Below are 16012 nucleotides of genomic sequence, written 5' to 3'. Positions count from 1 at the left end.
GATAACTACAGGCCAGTAACACCGTTAGATGAACAGTCCCACTTCGTGGTGGTCGTAGCATCGGTGGATGCGTGTTTTCGTTCTCTCTACGGGCCGGTGCGGCTCGGTGACGTTCTCGACCGCCTGCGGGTACCTGTCGAACTTCTCGGCGGGCCACGAGTCGAGGTACAAGCTGGTGGGGGATGAGCGGTTCGCGTTCCCTGACGAGCACATCGAGGTCGACAACCGCCTGACCTGGTTCCTGGGGCGTCTCGCCCGGGAATATGACGGCACCGAGGTCCTGTACGTCCACCTGCGTCGTGATCCCGAAGCGGTCGCGCAGAGCTTTCTGCGACGTTGGGGCGGCCCGCAGAAGGCGTCGATCATTCGCGCCTACGCTCACGGCATGCTCCAGCGCGGGGCCGAATGGCCCGAGGAGCGCCGTATCGAGGTCTGCCGCGACTACGTGGAGACCGTCAATACGAATATCGAGGCGTTCATCGCGCGGCGTCCGTCCATGACGATCTGGCTCGACCAGGCCGCTGACCGGTTCCCGTTGTTCCTCGATCGGATCGGCGCCGAGGGGGACCTGGAGGCCGCTGTCGGAGAGTTCCAGACCGTCCACAACGCGTCGGTGTAGACGGTTCGGGCGCAGGAGCGGAGCGGAAATCGGCGTCAGTTCAGGTAGCCCTCCAGGAGCGCGGGTTCCAGGCCGGATTGCTGCGCCTCCGCGACGAAGCGTTCGACGTCTTCGCGGAAGTGCTCGGTGAAGTGCATCAGGACGATGTCCCCTGAGGTCAGGTGGTCGTCCGCGGCGAATTGGATGGCGCCCTGGTCGATGACGGCGGTCCAGTGCACGACGTGTTTCACGCCGGACTCTTGCGCGGCGCGCAGCGTGTCGTCGTTGAAGTTGCCGTACGGGGGCCGCATGAGTGTGGGGCGGTGGCCGAATACCTGCTGGTAGTGGTCGGAGGTTTCGCCGATCTGCCGCAGCTGTTCGTCGAAGGACTTGGTGGAGAGATCGGGATGGTCGAGCGTGTGGTTCTCGATTCGGGACCCGGTGCGGTCGCGGAGACCCCGGAAGAAGTCGGGGTCCTGGCGCACGTACTGGTCGGTGAGGAACAGGGTGGCTTTGAGGTCGTTCTCCTCGAGGATGTCGGCCATGTCCGGGTCACGCGTGACGCCATCGTCGATGGTGAGGAAGACGACGGGATCGTCCGTGTCCACTTTGTAGGTCACTTTGTCGATGGTGGTCGACGCGTCGGACTCGGTCGCGGTCTTGCGGGGAGCCTGCTTCGGCGAGGACTCGGTCCCGGCGTCGCGGGCGGTTTCGGTTGTAGCGGTCTTCGCCGCAGAGGTGGCCCCGCATGCGGCGGCCCCGAACAGTCCGGTGCCGAGCAGGGAGGAGCTCAGAAGCAGGAAGCGGCGTCTCGAAGTTCTGTCGCGATTCATGAGAGGGACGCTATGCGCGCCGTTTCTCGGTCCTCCCTATTCATTGCCGCGGTCTTCCGGCGGAAATCCATCGGTTCGGTAACAGCGGACGCATCGCCGGTAGCATGGCCGAAGTGCAGGTCAGAAGATGGTTTGTCGCGGGCGGTACCGCATTCGCGTTGGTCGCGGCCGGCGGTTGCGGCATTGCGGGCGCCGGGGTCCAGGTAACCGGGGACGGCGGGGACGCCACGACCAGTCCCGCGCCCGACTCGCAGACTGACACGGCCGAAGGCGAGGCGTTCAGTCTCGACCCGATCGAGGTCCTGCGCGAGGACCCCGACGTGCGCCAGGACATCAAGGACTTGTTCGCTCAGCCCTGCTTCTACGAGAGCGGAAGCTGGTTTCCGGTGGATACGGTCTATGCCACCATCGCCGGAACCGACATCCAGGTCGCCGTCATCGACGTCCTCGGCTGCACCGAGCCGAACCTCTGCGCCAGCGGCTACGCCAGCTACATCTACCGGCTGGGAGAGGACGGGACCGAGCAGGTCTACGCCGCCGAGGAGACCACCAGCAGCATCGCGGTGGTCGACGGCGAGTTCACCCTGGAGTGGTCGGTCTGGGAGCCCGGCGATGAGACCGATTGTCCGACCGGTCTGGACTCGATGCCCCTGATCTGGGACGGCGACGAGTTCGTGCCGGGAGGTGAATGACGGATGGACGAGACGGCGACGCACGTGTTGTTCGTCGAGGACGACGACGTGATCCGGGAGGCCACGCAGCTGAGTCTGGAGCGCGACGGATTCCGGGTCTCCGTCGCCGCGGACGGCAGGGCGGGTCTGGAGGCGTTCCGCAGCCTGCGCCCGGACGTGGCGCTGCTCGATGTGATGCTGCCGGGGATGAACGGGGTCAGCCTGTGCCGCCGCATCCGCGAGGACAGTCTCATCCCGGTGATCATGCTGTCGGCCCGCGACGACCCGGTCGACGTCGTGGTCGGTTTGGAGGCCGGCGCCGACGACTACGTCACCAAACCCTTCGACAGCGCCGTGTTGACCGCCCGCATCCGGGCGGCGCTGCGCCGCACGGAGGCCGCACCTCCACCGGTCGGCGACGAGAAGACGGAGCCGCTGCGGTTCGGAGAGTTGGAGATCGACCCGGACGGCGTGCGGGTGGTGCGCGGCGGCGAGCCCGTGGCGCTCACCCCGACCGAGATGCGGCTGCTGCTGCGGTTCGCCGAATCGCCGGGCACCGTGCTCAGCCGCGACATCCTCCTGGAGAGCGTCTGGAATTACCAGTGGGGCGGCGACAGCCGAGTTGTGGACGTGCATGTCCAGCGCCTGCGGAACAAGATCGGCACCGACCTCATTGCGACCGTGCGCGGTTTCGGCTACAAGCTCATCGGCGAGGTCCGATGAGCCTGCGCTGGAAGATCACCGCGACGATCACCGTGGTGAGCGTCCTCGTCGCGGTGGCGCTCAGCGTGATCGTGCACTTCGCCTTCGCCTACCGCCTTGCCGACGAGGCCCGCGAAGTCCAGCAGGAGCGGATCGACCTGGTGATGCGGGAGTTCTCCCGCACGGGGCAGCCCTCGCTCGGCGGCACCCTGGACGACCCGGATCTGCCCCGCGACCTGCGGGCAGCGGTCGAGGACGGCCAGAAGGCGACCCTGATCGAGGACACCGCGGACGGTTCCTACGTCTGGGCGGCGGAGCCGGTCGGCGACGGGCGGATTCTGTCATTGCGGGACTCCTACCAGGGGCGTCTCGATTCGCTCGCCTCGCTGGACCGGGTGCTGGTGGCCGGCGCGGCCGCGGTCGTCATGGCCGGCGCGGGCTCCGGGGTCCTGATCGGCGCGAGCCTGTCGAAACGGTTGCGCCGGGCCGCCTCAGCCGCGGGCCGGGTAGCCGACGGCGACCGCTCCGCCCGGGTGAGCGCCGCCATCGGCGGCAGGTCTCGCGACGAGGCCGCCGAACTGGCGCAGGCGATCGACGCCATGGCCGACGCCCTGCAGGCCAGGCTGGAGGCCGAGCGGCGGGTCACCGCCGATATCGCCCACGAACTTCGAACCCCGCTCACCGGGCTGACTACGGCGGCCGAACTGCTGCCGCCCGGTCGTCCCTCCGAGCTGGTTCGCGACCGCGTCGGCGCGCTGCGTGCCCTGGTCGAGGACGTCCTCGAGGTGGCACGGCTGGACACGGACAACGAACGCGCCGAGCTGTCCGAAGTGGCCCTCGCCGAGTTCACCGCTCGTCGCGTGTCCGCCTACGGGCCGGGGGTTGAGGTGCGCGTCGTCGCCGACGCGGTCCTCGAAACCGATCCCCGCAGGCTCGAGCGGATTCTGGTCAACCTGGTCGCCAACGCGGTCAGGCACGGTGCTCCACCGGTGCTGGTCGAGATCGACGGCCCCCGCATCAGCGTCCGCGACCACGGCCCCGGTTTCCCCGAGACCGTGCTCCACGACGGGCCGATCCGGTTCCGCATGGGCCCGGGGCAAACCGGCGGGCACGGCTTGGGACTCACCATCGCCCTCGGTCAGGCCCGGGTGCTCGGCGCCCGACTCGAGTTCGCAAATCCTCCAGGCGGGGGAGCACTCGCCACTCTGGACCTGGCATTGAAGCCCTCCGGAACCATCTGAAGCGAGCTCGTTGACTGGGTGGTGCAGGGAGCCGCTGGGTCGCCCCGAGGAGCTATCGCGACGAACTGCCCCTGGGCTCCATCGACGTTCCACCGAAGACGGCGCGGCGGTCGCCGAGCGGCGATGGCGGGATCCGCGCAGGACGATCCGGTGGCTCTCCCGGCCCTGATCGCTTATGGAGTGTCTCCATACTGCCGGAGGATTGAGCGGAGAGTGTCGGCGAGCACTTCTGCCTCCTCGCGGTGAAGTGGGCGCAACAGTTTCGCGTAGTTGGCCAGGTGCTCGGGGAGCAGCGTGTCTATCAACGTTCTGCCGCGGTCGGTGAGGGTGATGCGAACGACGCGGCGGTCGACGGTGTCGTGGGTACGGGTGACCAGGCCCTTCTCGGTCAACTTGTCGATCCGGTTGGTGATTGCGCCGGCGGTGACCAGAGTGGATCGGCGGAAGGCTCCGGCGGTCAGGCCTTCTTCCTGCCCGGTGCGGCGGAGCGTGGTGAGGAGGTCGAATTCACCGGGTTCGAGATTGTGGCGATCGAGGAACTCCTTGAGTTCGCGTTCGAGGTGCCGCGAGAAGCGCATGATGCGGGCGACCACGGACAGCGGCCACAGCTCGAGGTCTGGACGCTCGCGAGCCCAGGACGACAGGACCACGTCAACGGAGTCCGGCGGTTCTTGTGACATGTATTTCAACCCCAAGATATTTTAACGCTGAACGTAATTTGCTACAGTTATTTCAACATTGAATATAACAGTACGACTCGAGACTCTAGGAGAGGTCATGCCATTTACCGCGACATCAGACGCACGGGTCCACTACCTGCTGGACGGGACCGGAGGGCCCGCCGTCGCCCTCGTCCACGGCGTCGGCGGTGACGCCGAGAAGGTCTTCGGAAACGTCGTGGGTCACTTCGCCGCCACTCGTACGGTCATCCGCCCCAACCTCAGCGGCAGCGGGGAGACCACCGACTCCGGCGGACAGCTGAGCATCGAGGAGTTGGCCGACCAGGTCGCCGCCGCCATCGAGGATGGCGCGGACGGCCCGGTCGACCTGCTCGGCTTCTCCCTCGGGGCCGTGGTGTCGGCCGTGGTCGCCGCCACCCGCCCGGAACTGGTGCGCAGGCTGATCCTGCTCGCGGGCTGGACCGACTCCAGTACCCCGCGGAACAAGTACTATTTCGACACTTGGCGCAGGCTCCTCGACCTCGACCGCGAGGCACTCAAGCGCTTCAGCGCACTGACCGGGTTCAGCCCGACCACCCTTGACCTTTTCGGACACGAAGGCCTGGCTGCCTCCTTGGCCGATGAGTGGCCGCCGCCGAGCATCAGCCGCCAAATCGATGCCGGCGCGCAGGTCGACATCCTCGATCACCTGCCGAACATCACCGCGCCGACCATGGTCGTGGGTCTCGGCCGCGACAACATGATCCCCGTCGAGGGCTCGCACCGGCTCACTGAGGCGATTCAAGGCAGCCAGTACATCGAATTGCCGGACGACGGCCACATGGATTGGTTCGTCGATCCCAGTGCCGTCATCAAGATCGCGGACGAGTTCTTCAGCGCGACGTGATTCGTTCACCATCCCAGGCTCGGCGGACGTGAGCGAACAATCCGCGAACCGGCTGGACGCCGCGCCGACACCCCACACAAATCCCACAGAAGGAGAACGATGAACGCCACCGACACCGCACCCCGGCTGACGACTCGGCAGTGGACAGTACTGGCCCTGCTGAGCAGTGTCGCCTTCCTGGTAGTCGTCGACACCGCCACAGTCATCACCGCGCTGCCGTCCATACAGGCCGAACTTGACTTCAGTCCCGCCGGACTGCAATGGGTGGTCACCGGCTACACCTTGGCTCTGGGCGGGCTGACCATGCTGGGCGGACGCCTGGCCGATCACTTCGGCCGGCGCCGCGTCTTCCTGGCAGGGTTGGCGGTCTTCACCGCCGCCTCATGGCTGTGCGGTATCGCCTGGACCGCCGAGGTACTGATCACCGCCCGCATCGTTCAGGGCGCGGGCGCGGCAGTCGTCATGCCCGCCGCACTGTCGATCCTGATGGTCACCTTCGCCGAAGGGCCGGTGCGCAATAAGGCCTTGGGCATGTGGGCCAGCGTCGGCGGGCTGGGCGGCATCAGTGGCTTCGTCCTCGGCGGCCCGCTGATCGACGGCCCCGGGTGGGGCTGGATCTTCTTCATCAACATCCCGGTTGGCGTCGTCGTCACCGTCGCGGTGCTTCGGTTGATGGAACGAGACGGTGCCCCTGGCGGCCGTCGCGCCTTCGACGTGGGCGGCGCGATCACCGCCACCGCCGCGCTGGCCGCGCTGGTCTACGGGATCTCCGAAGTGCCGCAGACTGGCTGGGGCCACCCGCAGGTACTGGTCCCGCTGGCCGCCTTCGCGGTCCTGGCCGTCGCCTTCATTGTGATCGAGACCCGGGTGTCGCAGCCGTTGGTGCCGCTGCGGCTGTTCGCCAATCCGGTCCTGTCCGGCGGCAACCTGGTGCTGCTGCTCATGGGCATGACCATCAACGGCACCTGGTTCGTCGTCACGCTCTATGTGCAAGGCATGCTCGACTACTCCGCCACTGAGTTTGGGCTGCTCATGCTGGCCCCGGCCGCAGGCAGCATCGTCGGCGCCCAATTCGGCCAGCGCCTCACCGCCCGGTTCGCATCCGGCACACTGACCGCGATCGGAACCGGCGCCATCGCGGTCGCCATCGCGCTGCTGCTGCGCGTCAGTCCCGACTCCGGGCTGCTGGCGGTAGTGCTAGTACCGGTGCTGATCATCGGACTGGCCTTCGGGGTGGGCATTGTGGCGGCATCCATCGCGGCCCTGACCGGGGTGCCCGCGTCCGACGCTGGAGCAGCCTCCGGGGTCAAGGAATCCACCTTCATGATCGGCGCCCCGATCGGAGTGGCGCTGCTGTCCTCGGTCGTGGTGTGGGGCAATGCCTCCGCATTGGACGACGGGGCCGCGGCCCTCGACGCCGAGGTCCACGGCTACCGTCTGGCGTTCATCACTGCCGTCGTCCTTGCCGCCATGGCGGTCGTGGTGGCGCTGACCATGATGCGCCGTACCGTGACCGCCACGGAGCAGCCGAACCAGGAGGAACTGACCCCGGAGGCGACGGTGAGCGGATAACGGCCACCATCTCGGCGGTGTCCTCACGGTCGCGAGTCGCGAAGTGTGAGGATGCAGCGGGTGATCATCACCAAACGCTAAGCCGGTCGGCGATCGCCGACCGGCTTAGCGAGTTTTTTGATCCCGGCAGGTCAGAGCCTCACTCACCCGGCTCAGAGACCTCATCGGCGCCATTCCGGGCAGTCTTCGTCGTAGGTGCGGGATGAGATGATGACCTGCATGTTCAACGGTCTCAACGATATCGACTGGTCCGCTCTGCAGCACGCCTACGGTTCCGCTCAGGAGGTACCGGCCTTGCTTGTGTCGTTGCGATCGGAGGATCCCGCGGTGCGCCGACGGGCACTGGACGAGTGCTATTCGACGGTCCATCATCAGGGCAGCGTGTACGACTCGACGGTGGCGGCGCTCCCGTTCCTGGTCGACGTCGCTGAGGACCCGGGCACCGGGGATCGTTCGGCAGTGGTGAGGCTGCTCGTGTCGATCGGGGAGTCCGCGGTCGAGCAGGCCGGGCGCGGGTACGGGAGCGACACTGACGCCGGTGCGCAGGCGGTAGCAGTGCTGCGCGAGCGCGCGGCGGTGTTCGAACGGTTCGCGTCCGATTCGGACCCGGGCCTGCGCGAGGCCGCGGTGGGGGCGTTCGCGTGGTGCATGGAGGATGCGGTGGCTGCGGGTGCGTTCTTGCGGGCTCGGTTCGGTGAGGATGCGGACGTCCAGGTTCGTCTTGCGATCGTGGCGGCGATGGCGGGTCTTGCGGCGCGATCGGAGACGATGGGGATCGCAGCGTGGGAGTGGTTCGGCTCCGTGGCTCATAAAGGTGCCGCACATCCGGTGTTGCGGTTCTCGGCGCTCGCCTACAGCGCCCAGGTTGCTCCGGACCGTATTGATGACGGCCTGGTGGAACGAGGCGTCGGCTTCCTCGCGGAGGTTCGCGTCGCTCCGGTCGAGCCCGCGGCCGCAACGTCGCAGTCAGCGAACGGCGGCGTGCCGCCGGAGGTGGTCGCAGCGTTCGCCGACATGGATCGGGCAGTAGCCGAAACGACCGTCGTGACGAAACTCCTGGGTGTGCTCCATGGCGCCTTGGGTGACCGGCTCGCCGACCGGGCCGTGCTGATCCGGGCCCAACTCTCCCACGTGGATGATGCAGTCCGGCTCGACGGTATTCGTGACGCCCAGGGCCTCATCACCGCTTGGCGCGGCGACCATGCGGCTCTCGTCGATGCGCTCGCCGATCTGCTGCACGGCATCGGCCCGGTCCCCGCGCGTGCCGCCGGCGCTCTCGGGGCGTGCGCGCCGGTCGCCGGCGCCGCAGCGGACGGACTGGGCACCTATGTGGCGTCGCTCGCCGGCGAGCCCTTGGCGGCGGCATGGCATGTGGCCGACGACGAGCTGCGAGAGCCGTTCCAGGAAGCAGTGCTTGCGCTCGCGAAACTTGGTGACGTGCGTGCGGTCCCGTACTTGGTGGAGGCGTTGGATTCGGGCGTCGACACGTGGAAAGGAGTCCAGGTCGCCGGAGGTCTTTCCGAGGCCACCGGCGTGCTCGCTCCCCGGATTGCCGCTTATCTCGCCAGTCTCAATCCGGGTTCCAGGCGTGACACCATGAGAGTGAACGCGGCCTTGTCTGCGCTCGGGAAGCTCGGCGACCCGGGCACGATCGGGCCCATCATGGATGCGCTCACGGCCGCGACCGCCACAAACAGCGGAAACGACGTGCCAACCGCGGCGCCGGCGGCATTGAACGCCTTGGCCGCTCTCGGGCCGGCCGCCGGCCCGGCAGCCGACGCGGTCTGGGCCCTCACCGGCTCGGCCAATCTGCACATCCAAGCGGCCGCAGTGAAAGCCTGGTGGCGCATCTCCGGTGACCAAGACGCCACCGTGAAGCTCGCGCTCAACCTCCTGGACGCGTCCGCATGGTTCGCCATCAACGACGGCGCTTCGCTCCTCACGGAGTTCGGTCCTGACGCGGCCGCGGCGCTGCCCCGTCTGAGGGAACTCATGGGACATTCGTATGAGTGGGTCCGGGTCAGTGCTGCCGCCGCAGTGTGGGCGATCGGCGGTGAAACTGAGACCGAAGCAGTCCTCGGCGTGCTTCTCGCGGCTTGGAACCGGAACGCGGTAACCGGTCGCGTTGTCGCACCGTTGCTTGACCGCATGGGTGATGACGCCCGTCTCGCGTTGGAGCGCATCCGCGCTGAGCTTGCGAACAACCACCGTGGCGACGTCGCGTCGCTGCGCGACGACGAGATGGTTCTGGGGCATTGCCGGGCTGTCGCGGACCGGTTCACGGACGGCTGACCTCTGCCGCCGACGGCCAGCAGGCGTTCGATCGTCTCGCTCTCCGGTGTCTCGCCTGGACTCAACGGTTCGAGGACGTCGTTGCGGCGTGCTCGACCGTTTCAGCTTGCTTGACGAACCGCGGACTGCTGGCGGCTCGGCGGGATTCCGGCGGTGGTATCGGTTGCTGAGGGCGATGCGCAGTTCGATGCGGCGCAGTGCGAGCGGATCGGTGAGGCGCCAGCTGCAAGCCGCAGCAGCTACCTGACCTGAAGAGTGGGGCATAGTCCGAATTAGACTATTTGCGCTAATTTTCCATCTTGCGTATATTCGGAAGAGTTTGTCATGATCAAGGCCTTGATCACTGCTGTGTAGTGCTTTAGGTTGGCTATGTGACGCGACATATACGACATCTGTGCCGAAGGCAAGGTCGCCGACGGGCTCCCGGTCCGCAGCGAACGCCGTTCCAGCAGGCGCCGCCACAAGCAGGTCCGCCTCATTCCGGCCGACGCTCGCATCGCCGATACCCCCCTTGGTGAATCTGCGCCGCGCCCTCGACTCGCTCCACACCGCGAGAAACCCCTACCTGTTCCTGATGGGACTGACCGGGGCCGTCGGCCTGACCGGGCCGCTCTCCCAAGATCCCCGACCACTACGCCCATTCGCGAGGACCGCCGCCCGGCAGACGCTCGCCGCATCGTTCCAGGTCCTCATGGGGCACCTGGCCGCGGCGATCGCCGGGACCGCCATCACCGGCGGTTTCCAACCGGATTACCTGACCGAGGAGGAGTCACCGAACCCATGTCCACCCAACCCAGTCCCGACAAGACCGCGCTCGCGCGCAACAAGCTCAGCACAGTGAGCCTCCTGCACTTCTCGCTCACCGCCGCCACACCGCTGACGGTCATCGCCGCCGGCGTCGGCGTCATGCTCGCACTCGCCGGCCAGAACGGCATCGCACTCGGATACATCGTCATCGCCGTCTGCCTGGCCGTGTTCAGCGTCGGCTACCCCACCATGGCCCGCCACATCAACAACGGCGCCTTCTACGCCCTCATCGCCCGTGGACTGGGCCGCATCCCAGGCGTCGCCGTCGCCTGGGCCGCCATCTCATGCTGCGCTCTGCAGCTCAGCCTCTTCGGGCTGCTCGGTCTGACCGCCGCGGACGTGCTCGCCCACATCGGCCTCGAACTGCCCTGGTGGGTCTTCGCCTTGGCCGCATGGCTGTTGATCGGACTCCTCGGCACCAGAGCAGTCGGCGTCGATATGAAACGTTTCACGGGACTTGGCATTGTCATATTGGCTTTGACCATGGCCGTGTCAGTGCTCGCGATCACCTGGCTGACGGTGCCGCGCAGGTTGTCGCAACCGGAGTCCATTGAGATTCTCGGTCTGACCATCCGCTACGACCTGCACGGCCCGGCAGTCGAGCTCGTCGTAGGCGCTTTGCTGTTGGCTGCCATGGCCGGGGTTGGAATCGCAGTCTACGAGAGGCGGGTGGCCACTGCGGCTCGCCGCACACCTCCCAAGACCACGGAGCTGCCACTCTCACCACGCCAAATCATGGCGGATACACGCGGGAGGTTCGACGGTGACGTGACCATGACAGTCTTCATCCCGGCGCATAACGAAGAGAAGCGGCTTCCTGCGACGCTGGCTTCACTGGCGCAGCAAACGGTCGCACCCGACCGGATCGTCGTCGTCGCCGACAACTGCACCGATACGACGCCTGACATCGCCCGCTCCGCCGGCGTCGAGGTGTTCTTCCCCGTCGACAACCGGGAGAAGAAGGCCGGTGCCCTCAACCAGGCGATCGCCGGCATGTTGCCTACTTTCGGGCCGAATGACGTGGTCATGGTCATGGATGCCGACACATATTTCGCGTCCGACAAGTTCATCGAATCGGCCGTCCGCCGCATGACCGACGACCGGGCGATGATGGCCATCGGCGGCCTGTTCCTCGGTGAGCAGGGGCACGGCCTGCTCGGTCAGTTCCAGCGCAACGAGTACACGCGGTATACCAGGGAGATCAAGCGCCGCCGCGGTCGTGTCTTCGTGCTGAGTGGAACGGCGTCGGTGTTCCGACCCGCCGCACTGCGCGCGGTCGCCGAGTCCCGCGGCACGCTCCTTCCGGGCGTGCACGGCGACGTCTACGACACGATCGCTTTGACGGAGGACAACGAGCTCACCCTCGCGATCAAGTCGCTCGGCGGTCTCATGATCTCGCCGCACGAGTGCACCGTCATCACCGAGCTGATGCCCACCTGGCGACAGCTGTGGCGGCAGCGCCTGCGCTGGCAGCGCGGCGCGCTTGAGAACCTCAGCGCGTACGGTGTCACACCGACCACGACACGGTACTGGGCACAGCAGATCGGCATCGGCTACTCGGCTGTCGCGCTCGCATCGTACTTTTCGCTCATGGGAATCACGGTGATGGCGATCGACTCATGGGTCTGGTTCCCGTTCTGGGGCTGTCTCAGCATGGTGTTCGCGATCGAGCGCATCGTGACGGTGTGGCGCGGCGGCTGGCGCGCGCGCCTACTCGCAGCCATGGTCCTTCCAGAGCTGGTCTACGACCTGTACATCGAAGTGGTGTTCCTCAAGGGCGTGGGCGACATGGTCTTCGGTCGCAGTGCCACCTGGGGCCACGACCGCACGGCCAAGGCTGCCCATCGAGAGGAGGTAGCGGCATGATCGCCCGCTCCGGGAACATCCTCCCCGTCGAGGTCCTTCACACCGACGCGTTCGCTCTGCTCGCGTCGTTCGTCGCCATCAACAGCGTGCTCTACCTCGGGCTCACGGTCGTGAAGATCCTGCCGGTACCCCGAATCGCATGGCGCGGTCGAGACCGGCGAGCCGAGACGCGCAGCATCCACCCGGACGAGCCGGCCTGATGCAACGCGCTTCGGGGAAGTGCCAGCCTGGCCGCGAGCGGTGTCCAGCAGCCATCGATTTCACGGCGAGCATGCCTGCCGACCACGCTCAATAAGTCGTGCATCGAGTGCTTCGTTGACAACGGTGAGACGGCCGCCCTTGGGTTTCTTGTGCGGGACGCGGACTGGCTCGGGGTCGCCGAACTTCTCATGCTCGCGTTCATCGAAGCGTTCGCTGTCCGCCTGGCGCCGCACGACCCGCAGTCGGCACGCGCGAAGGTGCTCAGCATCTACGCCGGAATGATTGGGACGCTGCAGCTCTCCCGTGCTCTGGCCGACCGAGAGCTCGCCGAGGAGATCCTCGAACCAGGCGTCCAGAACGCTCTCACATTGGTCTACGCCGAAGACGAGGCGGAGCGCATCCTATCGCGATGCGCATCAGCGCGGTAGGAGAGCCTGGATCTGACCTCGGATCTCGTCGAGGATCTCGTCGACGGTGCGCCCGATGTTGACGGTGGCCGCCATGCTGATGAACATGACCGCGGAGGCGACGTGGGCGAGCGTCGCCGCGGTCTCGGCGTCGATGCGCTGGTCCCGCTGGAGGATGGCGGCGAATGCTTCCTCGGTCTGGACGGTGAGCGAGAGGGCCTCGCGGTGGTGGGGTTCGGCGGGGTCGCCGAAGACCATCTCCCGCAGGTAGGTGCGGCCGTTGTCGATCTGCTTGCGGTTGCACGCCACGACCGGGCCGATGATCGCCATCACCGCATCGAGGACGCCGGGGACCTCCTCGGCGGCGGCCTTGCCTTCGACGAGCGCTTCAGCGTAGGTGGAGTTCTGGACGAGGAGCAGCAGCTCGCCTTTGTTCTTGGCGTAGAGGAACAAGGTGCCGGTGCCGATGTCGGCCTTGTCGGCGATCTGCTGGGTGGTGACCTCGTCGACGCCGTGCTCGGCGAAGAGTTCGCTGGCGGCGGCCGTGATGCGGTCGAGCTTCTCCTGCTTGTTCCGCTCACGCCGCCCGACCCGTTGCGGGGCGGTTGGCATAGTGCCTCCTTCGGGAATATTATCTGACTGCGATCAGTTGTGAGTTTAGTCGTTACTGTGTGGGCTCGGAAGTGCCTCGGTTCATTCTCCCACGACGACGCGAAACCGAACGTCGACCGAAAGGCAAGCAATCATGACCGCACTCAACGGAGCCGTCGTCCTCGTGACCGGGGCCAACGGCGGCATCGGCACCCACTTCGTTCACGACGCGCTCGCGCGCGGCGCCAGCAAGGTCTATGCCACCGCCCGCAACCCCCGCGACTGGGACGACGAGCGCATCGTCCCGCTCGCCCTCGACGTCACCGACCCGGCGTCCATCCAGGCCGCGGTCAAGACCGCCGGAGACGTGACGGTGCTGATCAACAACGCCGGGATCATTCCCGCCAGCGTGGGCATCCTCAACCACACCGATCACGAGATCCGCGCGAACCTCGAGACGAACTTCTTCGGCCCGCTTTTCCTCGCCCGTGCCTTCGCACCGGTGCTGGCGGGCAAGGAGGACGCGGCGATCATCGACATCCACTCGGCGCTGAGCTGGTACGCCGTGGGCGGCATCTACAGCGCCTCCAAGGCCGCACTGTGGTCGGCCACCAATTCGCTGCGCCTGGAACTCGCTCCGCAAGGCGTGCACGTGGTCGGCGTGCACGTCGGCTATGTCGACACGCAGATGGCCGCGGGCGTCGCCGATGCCAAGACCGCACCCGCAGATCTGGTGCGGAGCGTCTTCGACGGACTCGAGGCCGGCGAGTGCGAAGTGCTCGCCGACGAGACCTCCGTGCAGCTGAAGGCCGCGCTCAGCGCCCCGATCGAGGCGATGTACCCGCAGCTGAAGGCCGCGAACGCCTGACCGGCGGCGGATCGAGCGGCGGTGGACGCTTCGCGTTCGCCGCCGCTCTGCCGTGAAGATCGATAGTGGACACTCGTGACCACTCATTCCAGGTACCTCGACAGCGCCTTCCCGCCTGCAACGAAGGTGAGGGCCTGCTCCACCTCATAGGCGTGGACCGCCGAGGCGAACGCGGGGAGCCTGGCCGACAGTCTCGCGACGGCATCGCCCGCAAAGTACGCGTGACGTGCGTCGGTATCGGGGAAGCCCAGGATCAGCGAGGCGTGGAACTGCTTGTCGGCCGGGTTGTCGTGGGCGACGTTCGGCGTGTTCCACAGGCCCCGTCGCCAGGGCATGAACGCTTGCGTCCGCAGCTCCTTCAACATGCCGGCGCTCGCGAGCGCGGGGACGAGGCGGTCGGTGAGGATCCTCCGGAAGGCGCCGGTGCCGACACCCTCTCGCTTCCTGACATAGACCAGGGCCCTCGCCCCCACCCGCTCACCCGGTGCAGCGAGGTCGTACCAGCGCGCCGAGTACGGCGGCCCGGCGAAGAGCACGGTGCGGCGGAACAGGTTCACCTCATCAAGGAAGGCGAGCTTGGTCTGCTCGCGGCCCAAGAGCGGTGAGAACACCGACTTCATGGTGACCTCGGCGACCCCGTCGATCCTGCGGTCGGCGGGGATGGCGGTCTCGACACCGTCGACCTCGGGCCACAGGCCGGGGTTGGTCTCGGCCAGGTGGATCTGCCGGTACTCCTCGAATCCCGGTGTGGCGCTGATGATCGCGGAGTGCGGGCCCTTCCAGCGGTCCATGCCCTGCTTCCGGGGCTGATCGTCGCGCACCCACAGCAGGATCGAGGAGGTGAAGGGTTTCTTGGTGAAGGCCGGCGTCGTGGACATCGCCGCCTCCTCTCGGTCGGTTCGGGCGGCGCTCATCGGCTCAGGAACGCGGCGGCCACGGGCGCGAATTCCCGGTGGTGCTGGAAGACGCCGCCGTGCCCGGAGTCCGGGTAGATGACCAGTTCGGAGTCCTTGATGCGCCGCTGCATGTCCTCGGACAGGACCGAGGGCACCATGCGGTCGTTGTCGCCGTTGGCGATCAGCGTCGGCTGGGTGAGCTTCGAGAGGTCGTGCGGCGTGCCTCGGCCCCACTTCTTGATGGCCTTGAGCTGCGTCTGGAACCCCTGCACCTTCATCGGCGCGTCGCGGACCTCAGTACGCGAGCCCGTCGTCCGCTCGACGTACGCCTTCGCGGCCCTCTTGCCGAGGGCGTCGCGGTTGAAGAACAGGAACTCCCGCGGATCCGACCGCGTCAGCGTCGCCTTCAGGACGTCGCGGTAGGTCACCCCGGCGACCTTGTCGATGTCCTTGCCGCCTTTCGGACCCGTGCCGGTGAGGACCAGCCTTCGGACCAGGTCCGGGTGCTCGGCGATGAGCGCTTGAGCGATGAAGCCGCCCAGGGAGAAGGAGAAGACGTCGATCTTGTCGAAGCCGAGCGCGGTGATGAAGGCGTAGGCGTCGTCGGCCATCGCCTCGATGCTGTCGGGCACCTCGCCGGTGGAGGCGCCCACACCGCGCTGGTCGAACGTGATGACATGGCGGTCCTTGGCGATCGCGTCGACGATCTGCGGGTCCCAGTAGTCGAGCGTCGCGGCGAGATGGACGAAGAAGACGACCGGGATCCCGCCCTTCGGCCCCAGCTCGCGGTAGACGAAGGTGACGCCATTGGCCGTGATGGTGTTCGTCGGCGCCTCGACGTACGACGTGATGACCGGACGGTTTTGGTCGTTGCTCGTGTTCATGATGGTGCCCCCCAGAT

At 66.9% G+C, this 16012-nt stretch carries 16 protein-coding genes; 11 read left to right on the top strand and 5 right to left on the bottom strand.

Features of this window, described 5'->3' with window-relative positions; translation table 11 throughout:
* Positions 1 to 67: 67 nt before the first annotated feature.
* Entirely contained in the window at positions 68 to 619 is a 552-nt protein-coding gene (locus tag FAB82_RS21375) for a hypothetical protein (protein WP_136536572.1), read from the top strand.
* A 35-nt stretch (positions 620 to 654) separates the two neighbouring features.
* On the opposite strand, the gene FAB82_RS21370 is transcribed toward FAB82_RS21375, so the two are convergent.
* Positions 655 to 1431: a polysaccharide deacetylase family protein gene (locus FAB82_RS21370; RefSeq protein ID WP_136536571.1), complete on the bottom strand. Its 777-nt coding sequence runs from the start codon at positions 1429 to 1431 to the stop codon at positions 655 to 657.
* A 113-nt stretch (positions 1432 to 1544) separates the two neighbouring features.
* Here FAB82_RS21370 and FAB82_RS21365 point away from each other — a divergent pair, with 113 nt between their 5' ends.
* Genes FAB82_RS21365 through FAB82_RS21355 form a run of 3 tightly spaced genes read left to right on the top strand, consistent with a single transcriptional unit; the run spans position 1545 to position 4045 of the window.
* Positions 1545 to 2123 (top strand): hypothetical protein, encoded by a 579-nt coding sequence (locus FAB82_RS21365; protein ID WP_136536570.1) that lies wholly within the window; start codon positions 1545 to 1547, stop codon positions 2121 to 2123.
* A gap of 3 nt (positions 2124 to 2126) precedes the next feature.
* A complete protein-coding gene (gene cseB, locus FAB82_RS21360; RefSeq protein WP_136536569.1) occupies positions 2127 to 2825 on the top strand; it encodes a two-component system response regulator CseB in 699 nt (232 codons plus the stop codon).
* A complete protein-coding gene (locus FAB82_RS21355; RefSeq protein WP_136536568.1) occupies positions 2822 to 4045 on the top strand; it encodes a sensor histidine kinase in 1224 nt (407 codons plus the stop codon). Before cseB ends, FAB82_RS21355 begins: the two co-directional genes overlap by 4 nt.
* Positions 4046 to 4218: 173 nt before the next feature.
* Here FAB82_RS21355 and FAB82_RS21350 read toward each other — a convergent pair whose 3' ends face one another.
* Positions 4219 to 4725, bottom strand: coding sequence for a MarR family winged helix-turn-helix transcriptional regulator (locus FAB82_RS21350; RefSeq protein ID WP_136536567.1), 507 nt, complete (start codon positions 4723 to 4725; stop codon positions 4219 to 4221).
* 97 nt (positions 4726 to 4822) lie between these two features.
* Here FAB82_RS21350 and FAB82_RS21345 point away from each other — a divergent pair, with 97 nt between their 5' ends.
* The 6 genes from FAB82_RS21345 (at position 4823) to FAB82_RS21320 (ending at position 12777) form a co-directional block, all read left to right on the top strand.
* A complete protein-coding gene (locus FAB82_RS21345; protein WP_136536566.1) occupies positions 4823 to 5611 on the top strand; it encodes an alpha/beta fold hydrolase in 789 nt (262 codons plus the stop codon).
* Positions 5612 to 5710: 99 nt separating this feature from the next.
* Complete coding sequence (locus FAB82_RS21340; RefSeq protein WP_136536565.1) at positions 5711 to 7183, top strand: MFS transporter; 1473 nt, start codon at positions 5711 to 5713, stop codon at positions 7181 to 7183.
* 219 nt (positions 7184 to 7402) lie between these two features.
* Positions 7403 to 9475: a HEAT repeat domain-containing protein gene (locus FAB82_RS21335; RefSeq protein ID WP_136536564.1), complete on the top strand. Its 2073-nt coding sequence runs from the start codon at positions 7403 to 7405 to the stop codon at positions 9473 to 9475.
* A 780-nt stretch (positions 9476 to 10255) separates the two neighbouring features.
* Complete coding sequence (locus FAB82_RS21330) at positions 10256 to 12148, top strand: glycosyltransferase (RefSeq protein WP_211116743.1); 1893 nt, start codon at positions 10256 to 10258, stop codon at positions 12146 to 12148.
* Complete coding sequence (locus tag FAB82_RS21325; protein ID WP_136536563.1) at positions 12145 to 12348, top strand: hypothetical protein; 204 nt, start codon at positions 12145 to 12147, stop codon at positions 12346 to 12348. The genes FAB82_RS21330 and FAB82_RS21325 overlap by 4 nt, the downstream gene beginning before the upstream one ends.
* A gap of 150 nt (positions 12349 to 12498) precedes the next feature.
* A complete protein-coding gene (locus FAB82_RS21320) occupies positions 12499 to 12777 on the top strand; it encodes a hypothetical protein (RefSeq protein ID WP_136536562.1) in 279 nt (92 codons plus the stop codon).
* On the opposite strand, the gene FAB82_RS21315 is transcribed toward FAB82_RS21320, so the two are convergent.
* Positions 12766 to 13368 carry a TetR/AcrR family transcriptional regulator gene (locus FAB82_RS21315; RefSeq protein ID WP_136536561.1) on the bottom strand — a complete coding sequence of 201 codons (603 nt, stop codon included), beginning with the start codon at positions 13366 to 13368 and terminating at the stop codon, positions 12766 to 12768. The genes FAB82_RS21320 and FAB82_RS21315 overlap by 12 nt on opposite strands.
* 133 nt (positions 13369 to 13501) lie before the next feature.
* On the opposite strand from FAB82_RS21315, the gene FAB82_RS21310 reads away from it, so the two are divergent.
* A complete protein-coding gene (locus tag FAB82_RS21310) occupies positions 13502 to 14215 on the top strand; it encodes an SDR family oxidoreductase (RefSeq protein WP_136536560.1) in 714 nt (237 codons plus the stop codon).
* A gap of 83 nt (positions 14216 to 14298) precedes the next feature.
* On the opposite strand, the gene FAB82_RS21305 is transcribed toward FAB82_RS21310, so the two are convergent.
* Together FAB82_RS21305 and FAB82_RS21300 are read right to left on the bottom strand one after the other, a co-directional pair.
* Positions 14299 to 15093 (bottom strand): strictosidine synthase, encoded by a 795-nt coding sequence (locus FAB82_RS21305; RefSeq protein WP_136536559.1) that lies wholly within the window; start codon positions 15091 to 15093, stop codon positions 14299 to 14301.
* Between the two features lie 32 nt (positions 15094 to 15125).
* On the bottom strand, positions 15126 to 15995 hold the full coding sequence (locus tag FAB82_RS21300; protein WP_136536558.1) for an alpha/beta fold hydrolase: 870 nt from the start codon (positions 15993 to 15995) through the stop codon (positions 15126 to 15128).
* Positions 15996 to 16012: the final 17 nt, after the last annotated feature.

Origin of the sequence: Glycomyces buryatensis (assembly GCF_004912275.1) — a bacterium.
GTDB lineage: Bacteria > Actinomycetota > Actinomycetes > Mycobacteriales > Micromonosporaceae > Glycomyces > Glycomyces buryatensis.
The sequence above is the reverse complement of the archived record's forward strand: the minus strand, read 5'-3'. Positions and strand labels throughout refer to the sequence as shown.